General features: G+C 47.7%; 16 protein-coding genes. 2 read left to right on the forward strand and 14 right to left on the reverse strand.

Annotated elements, in window-relative coordinates; translation table 11 throughout:
* Positions 1-140: 140 nt before the first annotated feature.
* The 9 genes from XPG1_RS11520 to XPG1_RS18485 form a co-directional block, all read right to left on the reverse strand.
* The gene (locus XPG1_RS11520; protein ID WP_045959202.1) at positions 141-1034 is read right to left on the reverse strand and encodes a TraI domain-containing protein; all 894 of its coding nucleotides are present in this window, start codon (positions 1032-1034) and stop codon (positions 141-143) included.
* A gap of 227 nt (positions 1035-1261) precedes the next feature.
* The gene (locus tag XPG1_RS11525) at positions 1262-1948 is read right to left on the reverse strand and encodes an N-6 DNA methylase (protein ID WP_045959203.1); all 687 of its coding nucleotides are present in this window, start codon (positions 1946-1948) and stop codon (positions 1262-1264) included.
* A 113-nt stretch (positions 1949-2061) separates the two neighbouring features.
* Entirely contained in the window at positions 2062-2985 is a 924-nt protein-coding gene (locus XPG1_RS11530; RefSeq protein WP_045959204.1) for a DUF1281 domain-containing protein, read from the reverse strand.
* Between the two features lie 96 nt (positions 2986-3081).
* Positions 3082-3375, reverse strand: a complete 294-nt coding sequence (locus XPG1_RS11535) for a TA system toxin CbtA family protein (RefSeq protein WP_045959205.1) — start codon at positions 3373-3375, stop codon at positions 3082-3084.
* A gap of 13 nt (positions 3376-3388) precedes the next feature.
* Complete coding sequence (locus XPG1_RS11540; protein WP_045959206.1) at positions 3389-3928, reverse strand: hypothetical protein; 540 nt, start codon at positions 3926-3928, stop codon at positions 3389-3391.
* A gap of 181 nt (positions 3929-4109) precedes the next feature.
* Positions 4110-4676 carry an antirestriction protein gene (locus tag XPG1_RS11545; RefSeq protein WP_231853003.1) on the reverse strand — a complete coding sequence of 189 codons (567 nt, stop codon included), beginning with the start codon at positions 4674-4676 and terminating at the stop codon, positions 4110-4112.
* 125 nt (positions 4677-4801) lie between these two features.
* Positions 4802-5422: an antirestriction protein gene (locus XPG1_RS11550; protein WP_231853004.1), complete on the reverse strand. Its 621-nt coding sequence runs from the start codon at positions 5420-5422 to the stop codon at positions 4802-4804.
* Between the two features lie 154 nt (positions 5423-5576).
* Positions 5577-6494, reverse strand: coding sequence for an integrase domain-containing protein (locus tag XPG1_RS11555; protein ID WP_045959208.1), 918 nt, complete (start codon positions 6492-6494; stop codon positions 5577-5579).
* Between the two features lie 565 nt (positions 6495-7059).
* Positions 7060-7200, reverse strand: a complete 141-nt coding sequence (locus XPG1_RS18485; protein WP_157879483.1) for a hypothetical protein — start codon at positions 7198-7200, stop codon at positions 7060-7062.
* A 387-nt stretch (positions 7201-7587) separates the two neighbouring features.
* Here XPG1_RS18485 and XPG1_RS11560 point away from each other — a divergent pair, with 387 nt between their 5' ends.
* Positions 7588-8202 carry an FMN-binding negative transcriptional regulator gene (locus XPG1_RS11560; RefSeq protein WP_045959209.1) on the forward strand — a complete coding sequence of 205 codons (615 nt, stop codon included), beginning with the start codon at positions 7588-7590 and terminating at the stop codon, positions 8200-8202.
* A 189-nt stretch (positions 8203-8391) separates the two neighbouring features.
* On the opposite strand, the gene XPG1_RS11565 is transcribed toward XPG1_RS11560, so the two are convergent.
* The 3 genes from XPG1_RS11565 to XPG1_RS11575 all read right to left on the reverse strand — a co-directional run bounded on the left by XPG1_RS11565 (position 8392) and on the right by XPG1_RS11575 (position 11026).
* Positions 8392-9276: an IS982 family transposase gene (locus XPG1_RS11565; protein ID WP_045959210.1), complete on the reverse strand. Its 885-nt coding sequence runs from the start codon at positions 9274-9276 to the stop codon at positions 8392-8394.
* Positions 9277-9289: 13 nt separating this feature from the next.
* A complete protein-coding gene (locus XPG1_RS11570) occupies positions 9290-10423 on the reverse strand; it encodes an MFS transporter (protein ID WP_052708300.1) in 1134 nt (377 codons plus the stop codon).
* A gap of 63 nt (positions 10424-10486) precedes the next feature.
* Positions 10487-11026, reverse strand: a complete 540-nt coding sequence (locus XPG1_RS11575; protein ID WP_269450594.1) for an aldehyde dehydrogenase family protein — start codon at positions 11024-11026, stop codon at positions 10487-10489.
* A 60-nt stretch (positions 11027-11086) separates the two neighbouring features.
* On the opposite strand from XPG1_RS11575, the gene XPG1_RS18710 reads away from it, so the two are divergent.
* Entirely contained in the window at positions 11087-11926 is an 840-nt protein-coding gene (locus XPG1_RS18710) for an IS630 family transposase (protein ID WP_071825328.1), read from the forward strand.
* A gap of 5 nt (positions 11927-11931) precedes the next feature.
* Here XPG1_RS18710 and XPG1_RS11585 read toward each other — a convergent pair whose 3' ends face one another.
* Positions 11932-12873 (reverse strand): aldehyde dehydrogenase family protein, encoded by a 942-nt coding sequence (locus XPG1_RS11585; RefSeq protein ID WP_045960702.1) that lies wholly within the window; start codon positions 12871-12873, stop codon positions 11932-11934.
* 12 nt (positions 12874-12885) lie between these two features.
* Entirely contained in the window at positions 12886-14166 is a 1281-nt protein-coding gene (locus tag XPG1_RS11590; RefSeq protein ID WP_045959211.1) for an aspartate aminotransferase family protein, read from the reverse strand.
* Position 14167 lies beyond the last annotated feature (1 nt).

Below are 14167 nucleotides of genomic sequence, written 5' to 3' on the forward strand. Positions count from 1 at the left end.
ATTAACACGTTAAATTATTTTATTTTTCATATAGTGACCTTTTATACATTGCGGAAACAAGGCATTCCGGCACTGATGCGGTGCATTTGGATAATTTCAAATCGTTATCGTTACCATTTGTATTATTTTTCATCAGAATTTCATTCCTCCGCCTGAAACAATGACAGTAATGTCCGGGTATCCTCGGCGGTGTCAGGCGCAGGGGCTGTTCCCGGTGTGACTGGCGGAATAACCGGATCGGGTTCTGATGATGACAGCCTGGTATCGGTAGCCGGTTTAGCAGATTCAACGGGATTCAGCAGCGGTGACTGCACCTGCTCAGCGGCAGACTGAAGCAGTGAGTCCGTCAACGGGACAGAAGACGGATGTCCGCCAAGATGCAACATCAGGCACTGCCACGCACCGGGCACTAAAGACAGCCAGGTCACCGCTTCCTCCGGTAACAAACGGGCAGCCAGCAGCGTCTTATAAAGGACAGGCAGCTCAGGCCGCGGTGCCTGAAACCGGAAGCGGAAACGACGTTCAGGTATCCACAATCCCGGCGGCCAGTGATGCCCGTCTTCCAGTTCCCCTTCCAGTTGCCGCAGCAGAGGCAGGTGGTAAAACAGCGCCGCCCAGAACACCACCGCCTGCCACAGCAGACTTTGTGCGGCCTGTGTTTCCGGCGCCACCCCCGGTGGCAACATATGCCCTTTTGCCAGCCGCACGGCACAGGCAGTAAATTGCAGGGTCAGATCGATAAATCCACCGCGATAAGACCAGATGCCCTCTTGTGTCGCGGGAACATGCTGCACACGGGCGCATAATTGCCGGAGCGGTTCCAGATAAAATTGCTGATACAACCCGGCGGGCAGCGCACTGTTTTCCCACAGTTGCCGGAGATACTGACCACGTCCTGTGGTTGCCAGCAGCACTTCCGCTGACTGTGGCCGGAAATAGCCCCGGCTGTCGTGAAGGGCTTGTGGTTGTTGTCCGGATAATGTTGGCTGTGTCACAGACTGACGGGTAAAACGGGATTTAAAACGCTGAAACATGGTTTTCCTCTTTCGGTTCAGATTTGGCTCAGTGTCGGTGAATCCCGGCCGGAAACAAGGAACAACTCTTTTTTCGGAAATGAAAATTAAACTGACCCAGTTCAGCCCCTGACTGACAAAATCAGCTTAATTTTCACCATAACCATTTGTATTAACTCAACTTAAAAAATAAAAAAAAGCGCCCCGAAAGGCGCAATAGTCATAATATTTTCGTTGAAAAAATGCGTTCAGGCGGCGATAAGCTCCGCTTCCCGCAAACGCTGAGACCAGTTGCCCAGATAATGCGCGGGCGTATAACGGGTTCGCTTGTCACCACCATCATGCAGGGCATTGCCGATGGTGACGGCGGCCGGAATACCGGTCAGGGATAATTGAATATACGCCATCACGGCCGCCAGCGGGTCAATATCAATCGCATAAACCCACAGACTGCACAACGGATCGTGCCCCAGCTCCCGCAGCACTTCAGCGGCGGCCAAAGTTATACAGCCCGCACCACAGCACGGCTCGCACAAGGTGACAAACGGTTGTGTCTGCAACAGCCCGGCGACATCCTGCAACTGCATCTGTGCCATCATTCTGGCCACACTCCAGGGGGTAAAGAACTGCTGAAGATCCTTATCACCCAGTTCCAGCTGCATAAACACATTACCCAGAAAATCACCGGGTTCCTGCGCCAGTCCGAGCACCACATGCGAAAACAATTGTACGATCCGGTCAACATCGACCCGTTCGTACTTGTTAATGGTTTTCAGATAATACTGCTCCAGCTCCTCACTGAAACAGTGTTTATTGTGGATCGCTGCCATAGCACAATTGCAAAAATCCCGGAAGACCTGATAACGGGGATGATAACGGGCCGTTTGCTTAAACAACGAAATAAATTCTTTCTGATGATCGGTTCGGGATGCCATTGCGTGTTTTCCTTGCTGAACAAAAAGCGAAAAAAGGAAAACACGTCCCGAAAAGGGAATAGTTCCCCTTTCGGTTGAGGTAAAAATAAATGGATACTGCGTTAAACGAAGGGCTATTGCCCGACCGCGATAGCCGGCAGAGCCAGTGCCGTTTCCGCCTGCTCACCGGTGACCAGATAGAGTGTCGGCCGGTTTTCCCGTCCTGACTGCCCATGGCCGCTGTCCACGTGCTCTCCCTGGTCATAGCAATCGTAGCCTTTGAGGCTTCCTGATGCTTCGCTGTACCAGTGGCGGATTTCACAGTCAAACATCGCGGACAGTTTCCCCATCAACTCGGCCGAAGGCGGTGCCCAGGGAGAATCAAAACGCACGGTTAAATTGCTGACATTGCGGCGTGCCCAGTGAACGCGATGACCAAACGGCCATTCAAAGCCGTATTGTTGAGTATAGAACTGTGCCGGGGTGGCAATCCCTTTCAGCAATCCGCTGTTGCCGTTAATCTCGGTGGCCAGCCGGGTCGGTAGGATCATCAGCATATCGCAGGGCTGGGTCGATCCCGGAGACGCGCTCAATCTGTCCCAGCAATCGCCGAGATTGATCGCCTCTGACCAGCCGGCCATCCCGAACCAGTCGGCATATTGCCGGGTCAGGATGCGGGCAATGATAACCCGCGCTGGCTCAGGCACACTGTCCCAGCGCATCAGGCTGATGGCGGACTGGCGGTACAGGCTGTCGATCAGTTTGATATTGTTACTGCTGAGCGGCACATTGTCCTGCAACAGCTTCAGCCACTGTTCAAAAGCCAGATTATGCGCCGTCGGTGCCGCCGTTCCGCGGATTAACTCCGGGTAGGGCGTATAGGTTTGCGGTTTTGTCGGCTTAAATATCCCCGCACACTCCGCCAGAAACAGACGCAGGCTTTGTAACACTGCCTGACGGTAACCGGGGAGTTCCTCACCACAGACCCACTGCTGCATCACATCAATGCACACGGATTTGCCGGTGATTTCCAGTTGGTTTGTACACCATTCTGCCATGGTAATGTTCCTCATGTTTAACACTGTTCAGATAAAACCGAGGAGCCGCGCCATCAGGGGCACGGTTCCCCCGATGGGTAATGAAAAAAGCGAGCGTTAACCGATATCCCGCAACAGCTCCTCAAGACTGCCGTGATGGAAAAACACGTGCCATTCATCCTGAATGCGCAGATAAGGGGGACGGCACGGCACCCTATTGCTGTCCAGACGGGTTAAATCATATTTGTCGACCAGTCCGTTAATCGCCTCAAAAGGACGGATACCGTTTATCCGCAGAGACTCGGCGGTATCGGTTTCACACAAGACGGTATCATTCAGGCTGAGACCAAAATGGCGTTTCAGTAAACAGGCGGCAATCACCTGCCAGACCGTTAATTGCAAGGCTTCCATGAGCACACCTTCCTTAAAAAAATGATGCTTTCACGGAAACGCCCTGCCGGAGAATATCGTTCACCTCACCGCATTGCCGGTAACGGGATGACACCAGATGCAGCGACAATAAATGCGCTTTCTGCCACAACATGCGGGCGTCCGGATAGTTCTCCCACCCCTGTTCGGCAACCGCAGCATGGCATAACCGCTGCCGCTGCCTTTCCAGTGACAGGCGTTCCGACGCCAGTGTGACCGGCTGTGCCCAGACAATACCGGCATCAAACCGCCCGCCGAGCACTTTCCGGCCATGACGGTCATAAAGCATGACGGTTTGGGGAATAAAACCGGATAACCCGCCATCCGGTACCGGCCAGTTACCCGCCAGAGATAACGTTTCCAATTTTTGCACCGCTTCCGTGATTGTGGGTGCCGCGCAAACGGTCAGTGTCCTTTCCCGTTGATACGTCCCCGGTTCCGGACCCTCCATCAGGCCCGTGACCTGAACCGTAAAAACAGGGTGATGTGATGCCACGCCGGTATCATCCGGTACCGGTAAAAATATCGGGTTCATGGTGATTTCCTTGAGTGATTAAGTGAATATCAGATAAAGAAAACACCCATCCGATGCCGGGCAGGTGTTTTCGCTTCCCCGGTCAGGCGCTTAAGAAAAACAGAAAAACGACAGCATTAATGGACTGAGTAATCAGTGATAATCGGTATGTGCTGTTCGTTATAATGAAGTAAAAAAACCGTCATGCCCCCTTTAATCCCAACGCCGCACGGATAGACTGAGTCTGTGGGTGTTGCAACGCGTATTCCCGCAGGTCACAAAACCGCGCTGCCTCCTCATCCCGTTTCATCAGCGCGGTCAGGTAACCCAATACGCTCAGGGTGACTATCAGCCCGAACGTATCTGCTGACACTTCACCTTCAAAGTGCGTAATATCGACTTTGACAGTATACGTATCAGCACGGGTGGGTACCGCATAGGCGATTTTGTCTGAGATTTTCCGGCACCACCATTGATCACGCCGGTAATCCTCACAGAGCGTGGCAGCGGCTTTAATCACTGAGTGTTCCAGCAGCATTAATTCCAGCGGACTGGTACGCGGAAAGAGGTCTGAGAAAGGGAACAATTCAGGCGCCGGTGTGGATGGCGCCGTTGTCATGGTTTCGTTTTGTTGCATGATGGACTCCGGATAAAGCAACGGAGAACACCCCGCCCGACGGGAAAGGTGTTCCCCGTCTGGGTGACTGACACATTGGCCAGCATGGATGAAGCAACCTGCATCACCAGTGCCAACGATATCGGCGGTCAAAGGTACGCAGAGTTTCGTCTTGATTTAACGTCAATAAAAAAACACCCGCCCAACTGACGGGAAGATGTTTTCCGTTCCCCGGTCAGGCGCTTACAGAGAAAAGGTCAGCATAACAGGCTGACGAATTAATGATGTTTATTATTTTGACGGCCGATAAAAAACGCACTGACCCCCTCGTCAGAAACATGGGTATCCAGCGCCGTTTTTATCAGTGCGGCCTCCGCGTGTTGCGACGCATGTTTCCGCAATTGTCCGAAGCGGTGGGCATCCTCATTCGGGGTATCCACGGCGGCAATACGGACAAACACCGCCATCGTCACCGCCAGCCCGAATGCTTCCGCCGAGAGCGTGACATGCAGTTGCTGGTCAGGCAGCCACACGGGATACGTTTCCCGTTGGGTCGGCACCAGAAAACTTAAGCCTTCTGACACCCGGCGGCTCTCCCAGTGTTCGGGGCGATAAACCTGACAAAACATCGAGGCCGTATTGGCCAGTAGAAAGCCAAGAAACAACCGCTCCAGCGGTGTTCTGTCGGGAAAGACGGCTGACAGCGAAAGCGTATCAAGCAGAATAAACTCATCGTTTGGCATCGTGGTGAACTCCTTAAAAAAAGACGGAGAACACCTGCCCGACGGGAAAGGTTCCCCGTCCGGGTGAATGGCCGCAGGGCCATCAATGATTAAGAAACCTTCATCGCCATCAAGACTGACGATATCTGCTTCCAAAGGGGCGCAGATGTACCACACAGGCGTGTACTCCCTTGCAGGCTACGGGAGTGTTGTTGTCGCTGCCCGAAGGTGATCCTCACAAGCGACCGGATCATCAATAAGCCTTATCACGCTAATAAACGGAAATAATAAGGTCAATGGGTAATTCTTTTTCCGGCAGGGAAAAATAACGTTATTCCGTTTCATTATTCTGATAGTAGACCTGCCGGATATAACGCCCGCGCCCATCCCCGTGCCCCAAGTCCATCGACACCAGCGCCAGCACTTCCCGTTCACTAAAACCCTGTGCTTTGTAATGCGCGCCGGATTGCTGCGCAAAATGGTAACGCATACTGTGCGGCGCTTGCTTACCCTCCAGTCCGGCACATCTGACCACGTAACGGTAACGATCTATCGCCTGATGGATCGTGGGCTTATCAATCAATCTGCCACTGCGTCCTGCCTTTGCCCGTTCCGCATAATCAATGGCGTGGTACAACGCGGCGCGGTCGAGGATGACCGTCTGCCTCGGCCGCCCGCCTTTGGTGCCAAACACTACCCGCACGGCGGTATGGCCGTTTTCCAGCGCTTTTTTCCAGGTCGCTAAGGATTTATAGGCTTCCACAGCTTCTTTGGTGCGCAGCCCCAGCATATACGCCAGTTGCATCACCGCGGCCACGCCCCGGTCTTTTTGCTCAACCTGCTGAAAAATTTCATTGAATGCTGTCGGTATCAGCGCAGCCTTCATGCCTTTGCGGCTCGTATTTACAATACCCAGTGCCTGATTGCTCAGGCGAGGATTATCCAGTGCCGCCAGCTTGTGTTTTCCGGCCTGCGCTAAAATGGCTCTCAATGCAGACATTTCATTTTGCAGTGTTCGATAATTGATATGGTTGGCCTTACGCCCAGCAATATAGCGCTCAACATATTTCGCTTTAAGGCTGTCCATCTGCCGGAGCTTAATGCCCTTACTTTTCAAATAATCCAGAAACTGCCGGGCAATTCGCTCACGATCCGCGACCGTGACAAAACTCCCGCCCGCCTGTCGGGCATGAGTAATAAATGCTTTTCTGAACAGCTCAACCTTTGAACGTGTCGATTTCTGCGCCATCCGCGCCTCTCCTGTCACTTTCCCGCTGTTTTTATTTATTTTTAACTGTTCCCTGCGTGTCGGTTCAGGTTCACCGTTCCGTGGTGCGTCAGATAATGTGTAGCAGGGCGAGGGAGTGTTGAGTTATTGCAGGAGCTCGCGGCGTGCTCAGCACGGCGATGACATGCTCCCCGTTCAGTGCCTGATAAGTGTCAGGATGAACGCCTCATTATCTTGACGTAGTGTCATTTCTCCTTTTTTACAGTATCAGCCTGTTGCAGGCAGTGGGTTGAAAACCAGACCTGACTCTCGTTCGTTAATCAAACGGAATGTCAGTCAATGGCCTATTTTTCGCGGTTTCACTGAGTAATTTGGGGTTAAAATCGGTCGTAAAGCCAGTCCGGACGTGCTCTGGACGTTGGCCGCCTGGCGGCGTCACTTGGTAATCGCGCTGCGTTTACACAAGTGACGCCGCGCTGCTGTAGACGCTGAAAATATTGACGTCATCTGATCCTGATGTGCCATCGCTGTACAGGATCTAGAACGTTTATCGTGCGTGACTTAAAACGTGGGTTAATGTCATACCTCATTCGGATCGAAGCAGAGAAGGTTCTGCCCGTATTGTGTGGTAAGCCGGTTGTTCATAATACCGGATAACTTTCATCGCCGGACGGTGAGTTATTTGTCTGACGATATCTGCTTCCAAAAGTGCGCAGATGTACCGCATTGCGATGCTCTCCCTTGCAGGCTACGGGAGTTTTATTTCGCCACTCAGAAGAGGTGATCCTTGCAGGCAATGGATCATACGTAGTTACAGTTAGATACTGTATCGGTTGGGTTAAACGGGGTCAACTTTTTGTTTGACAATGAGGTTGTGAAGGAAAAAGACATTATTTTCGTGATAAAAATAACTTCAACTCAGCTCATAATCTTGGCAAACTTGTGATTACCTCCCCCTACATCCGTCAACCAAATTGAGTAAAATACAGACAGGGTAATTTCATCCATTGGGTATAATGAAACATCAAAAATATTGGGTTAACTCTAGCCCTAAACGCAATGTTCAACTGATTTATCTTAACTCAGCATCAACAACTTAATTGGAGCAACGACGATGTATATACCCAAAAAAATGGAAATGACTGACCAAAACAGCGTGTCGACATTTATTATCAACAACAGCTTTGGAATATTGATCTCCCCTACACTAATAGGCACCCATCTTCCTTTTGTTTTCACCCCTGCGGAAGGAAAGATGGGCGTATTATATGGGCACGTCGCTAAAGCTAATCAGCACTGGAAAGAATTTGAAGGCCAGCGAGTATTAGTGATTTTTACTGGGCCGCATGCTTATATTTCTCCAACTTGGTATAAAGCACACCATGCTGTTCCAACTTGGAATTATTCAGCCGTACATTGCTATGGGGTAGTAGAAATTCTGGGACACGAAGAGACAAAATTAGTCATGGAAACCCTGGTTAATGCCTTTGAACCTAGCCTGATAGAGAACAAAGAACTTATGCCAGACTCTTACCTCAATCAGAAAATGCAAGCGATAGTCGGGTTCAAAATTTGGATTGACGAAATTCAAGCTAAAGAAAAGCTCGGCCAACATAGAAGTCAAGACGACCAACGTGGTGTTTATACGGCGTTGAAAAACAGTACAAAAAGCGATAACGTAAAATTGGCTAATTACATGAAAAAGCGTCATATTGGCACTGGCGATTAAGGTATCGCCAGTAGGCCTGTGGCACAGTAAGCTATTTCACTCTCATTACTGGACTCAGCAAACACGCCAGCCCTACGCTAATCTGAATGAGTGCACAAACTATAAACAGCAGTTCTATCCCACCGCCCGAAACCACATATCCTGAAATAGCCAAGCCGAAAGGTAAACCTAATTTAACCCGAATTCCGTTTAAGCCGTCATTGGAAAATCTTCTTCTGAGTAGAAAACTTTCAGTGACGGTTTCTTCAATTTTAGGCAGTAAGCAATGACACCACCTAAAACGGTCAATAGAAATCCTTTTATACTTCGGTGCCGGGAATGCTCTATTTGAGAAATGGTTTTTAATTGCCCATTAATTGTTTCAATAATAAAACGCTTTGATAACATTATATTATCCCATTCAGCCAGCACTTGCGCTTTCATGTGACGGCGCTTTTTTGTCATGAACGTTACACCCGCTTGCGCTAAAGCACCTGCCAGTTCTTGACTAAGATAGCCTTTGTCACCATAAAGAGAACCCGTTAATGCTTTTGCTAATTCGCGAACCGGTTCCCGATCATCCACATTACCGGCGGTGATTTTGAGTGCCAGAATTTCGCCCTGATGGTTAACAATCAAGTGTAATTTGAAACCGTAAAACCACCCTATCGAGGTTTTTCCTCGCTGTGCCACCCCCTCAAACACCTTATGGCGGGGAATACGAATGTTATGGCACACGCGTAAACTCGTGGAATCAATAAAAGCGATCCCCGTGGGCTTTCCTTTTAACTGAGTCAGATAACTGCACAGCGGCACTAAAACGGAAGGGGAAACACTGACAAAACGGGTATAACTGAGCAAAGTTGGAAAATCGTGATGATGATATTTCCAAATATGCTCCAGATAAAAATGTTTAAAATCACGGTAATGCGACATGTGAAAGCGGATCAGGATGGTCATCATTTCACTGGGATACATGTGACCTTGCCTGCGGCGTAGACGATGCCCCTTATTAAGACAAAACTGTTCCCATTGAGGAATGAAAAAACGACAAAAGTCATCGACATCGCAGAAAATTTCAACTAGTTTGTTCATTGCCTGTTCCTTCTTAGAGCGGTTTTTGGTGTGCACCAAAACTTTGCTCTTGGAACAGGCACTTCGCCAATTTTTTATCCAGAATTCGGGTTAATTTAAATATTGTGCCAGTAATACCCATTATTCTTCCTATATTCTCTTTTTTTACACTTTCTTGACGGTATGTGTAAACGAGAAGAGCGGTGATTATTTCGAAAAAATTCGCCCAGAAAAAAGCAAACATCAACATGGCAGGGTGGTTAAAAAATAGAATCAACAGGTAACCAAATACCTCAAGGGTCATAGTGACAACCAACACGAACCCTAAACCAAACCGGCTTCGTAGGTGAACTGTCAATAGAGAACCGAGTATCCCTCCTATTCCGCCTGCAGATAGCATATAACCAATGTTAACAGCATTCATGATCAGAACTGTTTTGGCATAATAGATAGCTTGCAACGAAAATACGATTGAGCAAGTATTTAACACCATGATAGCCAGCGCCATATGATATAGCGGAATATTAGTTTGTAATATCTTCCAGCCTTTAACGATAGACGTTCTTATATTTTCGGGGGGGTTGAATACCTCTTTTTCATACGGCATTTTGAACAAATAACACCAGGCAATAAACAGAAATAAGGCTATCCATAGAAAAATAATATGGGCGGATGAGAAAAAAATAATCACACCAGACAGCAAAGGACCAAGTGCCTGGAATAGGCTATTCAGTGAACTCATGCTGGAGATGGCTGCACTTTGTAAATTTTCAGGTAATACATGTTTCAGCATTCCCATTCTGGCATTAAGGTAACCAAAGTTAAAAGCCATCATAAAGAAAGCACAAGGGAATAGCACCCACAATGGGTCTGAACTAAACTCGATGGCTAACCAGCCAGTCAGCAAACACACAACCTGTCCTACAATCATCCATTGAGACCAGACCCTACGATCCACGCGATCAATCAAAGCTCCAATCACCGCTGCCAGAAGAATATAAGGTAGAAATTCTGCAGCACGCATCCAGCCCATGATTTCCGATGAGCGGGTGATATCGTAGATTAATAACGGTAATGCCAGCTCATAAACTTTTCCCCCTAAATGACAAAAAAGCGCCCCTGAAAATAGCATCCGAAACTGTTTATGTTTCCATATAGCCTTTTCCAAAATGTTTCTCCACTACACGGTGGTCTCTGTTTTATATAACCACTAAAGTCTGGTTATCGTATGTCATTTCAGAGCACCATATCTGGGCAGTGCATAACGATTAAGAGGCAGACACAAAGTTTGTGTTTGGGTATATTGTTCTAAGCTCCAATACCCGCCCACAGTACCAATACCACTCTGCTTAAAGCCACCAAACGGACAACGAATATCCCTGATATACGGTGTATTTATACCTATATTGCCCACCTGCATTTTCCGCGCAAAAGACAGTGCTTTTGAATCGCTCGCACTCCACACCGTTCCCGCAAGGCCAAATTTGGAATCATTAGCTAAAGAGAGAGCATGTTTTTCGTTTTCTGCGATAAAAATGGCTACGACAGGCCCAAAGATCTCTTGTGTAGCGAATGAACTTTGAGGATGCACCCCGGTTAAAACAGCAGGTTCAATGTAAAATCCCCTAGAACAATCTATAGGTACAATCCCCCCGGTACACAAACTAGCACCTTCTTGCTGTGCCTGAGTTATGGCCTTTAGGATGTTTTCTCGGTGGCTGACACTAATCATTGGCCCAATTTCGCTGGTTTCATCAAATGGATCACCTATAGCTAAATCATATTAATATGACATAATATCTAAAGCTAAGATGACAAAGCATAAAATGAGATGAGCTACAGCTTAGATTTTCGAAAGCGAGTACTGGCATACAAAGACAAGCATTCGTTGACTTTCGAACAAACGAGTGCCCATTTTGAAATCTCCATGCGTACCTTGTTCCGGTGGTGTAATAAAATAGAACCTTGCATGACCCGCGATAAACCCGCCACGAAAATCCCTGATGAGGGACTTATTGCGGATGTCCAAAATTTTCCTGATGACTATCAATGGGAAAGAGCAAAACGTTTAGGTGTCTCACAATCGGCTATTCATTACGCTTTGAAACGGCTGCGGATCACCCAGAAAAAAACGCGCCAACACCCTCGCGCTGATCCTCAAGCTCGTCAGGCATTTATCGAGCGCATCAGCGATTATGAACAGACTGGCAGACCCCTTGTTTATTTGGATGAAAGTGGTTTTGCTCAATCGATGCCACGTAAACATGGATATTCGGAAAAAGGGTTACGCTGTTTTGGTACGCATGACTGGCAGGCAAAAGGTCGTATCAACGTCATTGGCGCCATTCTCGAAAATACTTTCGTCACCTTAAGCTTATTTACCGAGAATATTAATGCCGATGTTTTTTATGCGTGGATGACGCAAGATTTGCTGCCAACGCTTCCACACGGAGCAGTGATAGTGATGGATAATGCGCCTTTCCATAAACGGAATGACACGACACAAGCGATAGCAGACAGCAGATGTCAACTGGAATGGCTTCCCGCTTATAGTCCGGATTTAAACCCTATAGAACACAAATGGGGCGGAGCAAAAGCGATAAGGAGGCAAAAAAGAGGTTCAGTTGATGAGTTGTTTACGGAGCATATTAAATATGTCAGGTTATGTTGATTCTGCTATACACAAATATTCTGGACTCGCTCAATAAACTGACGGCTAAAAGTTTCGGCGATTGTTTTGTCGACGATGATGCGAGAACCCGCAGTGCACACCTGTCCATTGCTGCTGAAAGCAGATACTAACGCACCGTCTAACGCCGCATCAATATCTGCATCGGCTAATACCACCGTAGGAGATTTTCCTCCTAATTCCAGCAACGAACGTCGTAATGTGCTCGCCGAGTATCTTAAGACATCTTTTCCAACTTGAGTGCCTCCAACAAAGCATAATAAATCAATATCAGTATGTTGAATAAGGGCTTCTCCAGTCGGCCGACCAGCTCCATGTACAATATTGACTACACCTTCAGGTAGACCAATTTCTTCAAATATTTGACCAAGTAAAGAAACCGTGACTGGTGCTAATTCTGAAGGTTTTAAAACCACAGTGTTACCCGCGATCAGTGCAGCCGCTAAGTTAATTGAAGAAACAGATAATGGGCCGTTCCATGGTGTCATGATCGCAACAACGCCTACAGGAACATTATGGGTAAAATTAATGTAGGAATCCCCTATTGGAATGGCGCTGCCAAAGAAACGTTTACCCTCTTCAGCAAAAAAGCGAAAGTGTTCTACTGCACGAGGAAGATGCCCATGTAAACACATTTTTGACAAAAAACCCGTATCTTCACATTCATACTGAGCAAATAGAGACACGTTATCTTCTAACACATCTGCAATCATATGCAGATAAGATGCCCTCTCCTCTACCGAGAGTCGTGACCATGAACCCTGCTCATATGCCATTCTGGCAGCATACACTGCGGCATCAATATCAGTAGACGACGAAACATTCACTTGGGCAATGCGTTCTTCCGTCGACGGGTTGATGGAAAATAATCTATCCCCACTTGTTGCTTTAACATGCTGCCCATTGATAAAGTTGACAATGTCTATCATGATCCCTCTCTCTCAATCTGCCAAGCTCATTGTTCTGTTTTGTTTTAATAACTGAACAAACGCCATATGGAATTTATCCACCGCACACTCAAGAATGTCATGCGTGTGGCAAGTACTGAGCCAACCATGAGATTTGTGCATATCGATGCCATACTGGGTAAGGAGTGCTTTTAATTCGTTATAGATAGTTGCATTTTTTTGCGTTATCCAAAACGCATCTTCAGAAGGCGAAATATCTACCCCTTCTTTTTGCGCCCCAATCAATATGTGAAAGATCGATGATTGATGAAACAGTTGTACATCAATGCCAAGCTGCCTAGCTTTTTCATTGACTGCATTCACAAACATCATTGTGTTTTTATTTAGTGTCTCTTGAATAGTTCCATCAGCCACAAGTGCCAAAGTGGTCAAGCCAGCACTGGCAGATAATGGATTACCGTTGAATGTACCAGAATGAAGTACCTTAGTATTATGCCCAGCGTCAAAACAGGACATAATTATCTGGGAACCGACTATCGCACCACCGGGTAATCCACCACAGAGCACTTTAGACAATGTAGTAATATCCGGCATGATGGAAGATAACTGTTGCACACCACCCGGTGCATAGCGAAATCCACTCATCACCTCATCAAAAATGAGTAACGTATTGTAACTACTAGTAATATTTCGTAACTCCTGTAAATACTGCCTATCATATGGAAGCGTACCACTACTGCCTCCCCCCGGTTCCAAGATAACTGCCGCCGTTTTTCCTTTCATTAAAGAGACTTCCACGGCTTCCAGATCGAACGGTGGTACTAATTGAAGATAATTGGCAGAATCTGGGTGCGAGCCAGTTGGCCATCCACCTATAACACCTGAAAGTGCTTCATCATGCCAACCATGGAAATGCCCATCAATTCGCATGATAGAAGGTTTACCTGTATAAGCTCGAGCCAAGCGCAATGCCAGTAACGTAGCTTCGGTACCAGATGCACAGAACCTGACTAGTTCAGCACTGGGTATCATTTGAATTATTTTTTCAGCCCATTCCACCAACAAAGTATGATTACCGGAAAGATGTGTGCCACTATTTAACTGAGTAGCAATTGCTTGAATCACGGCAGGATGATTATGACCCAGAATTAACGCACCATGTCCCATCCAAAAATCGGTATATTGCCGACCGCTGGTATCCCATTTATAAGCACCATCAGCACGTTTAAATACTATGGGGTGGGCGGAAGCCCAACTATCATGAGTTGTTCCACCAGCAATGGCGCGTTTTGCACGTAGTTCCCAATTTTGCATG

Source organism: Xenorhabdus poinarii G6 (genome assembly GCF_000968175.1).
GTDB lineage: Bacteria > Pseudomonadota > Gammaproteobacteria > Enterobacterales > Enterobacteriaceae > Xenorhabdus > Xenorhabdus poinarii.

Bases quoted from the DNA above. Each gene is read 5' to 3' on its own strand.
- XPG1_RS11520 (WP_045959202.1), bottom strand. From the start codon at position 1,034: ATGTTTCAGCGTTTTAAATCCCGTTTTACCCGTCAGTCTGTGACACAG.
- XPG1_RS11525 (WP_045959203.1), bottom strand. From the start codon at position 1,948: ATGGCATCCCGAACCGATCATCAGAAAGAATTTATTTCGTTGTTTAAG.
- XPG1_RS11530 (WP_045959204.1), bottom strand. From the start codon at position 2,985: ATGGCAGAATGGTGTACAAACCAACTGGAAATCACCGGCAAATCCGTG.
- XPG1_RS11535 (WP_045959205.1), bottom strand. From the start codon at position 3,375: ATGGAAGCCTTGCAATTAACGGTCTGGCAGGTGATTGCCGCCTGTTTA.
- XPG1_RS11540 (WP_045959206.1), bottom strand. From the start codon at position 3,928: ATGAACCCGATATTTTTACCGGTACCGGATGATACCGGCGTGGCATCA.
- XPG1_RS11555 (WP_045959208.1), bottom strand. From the start codon at position 6,494: ATGGCGCAGAAATCGACACGTTCAAAGGTTGAGCTGTTCAGAAAAGCA.
- XPG1_RS18485 (WP_157879483.1), bottom strand. From the start codon at position 7,200: ATGCGGTACATCTGCGCACTTTTGGAAGCAGATATCGTCAGACAAATA.
- XPG1_RS11560 (WP_045959209.1), top strand. From the start codon at position 7,588: ATGTATATACCCAAAAAAATGGAAATGACTGACCAAAACAGCGTGTCG.
- XPG1_RS11565 (WP_045959210.1), bottom strand. From the start codon at position 9,276: ATGAACAAACTAGTTGAAATTTTCTGCGATGTCGATGACTTTTGTCGT.
- XPG1_RS18710 (WP_071825328.1), top strand. From the start codon at position 11,087: ATGAGCTACAGCTTAGATTTTCGAAAGCGAGTACTGGCATACAAAGAC.
- XPG1_RS11585 (WP_045960702.1), bottom strand. From the start codon at position 12,873: ATGATAGACATTGTCAACTTTATCAATGGGCAGCATGTTAAAGCAACA.
- XPG1_RS11590 (WP_045959211.1), bottom strand. From the start codon at position 14,166: ATGCAAAATTGGGAACTACGTGCAAAACGCGCCATTGCTGGTGGAACA.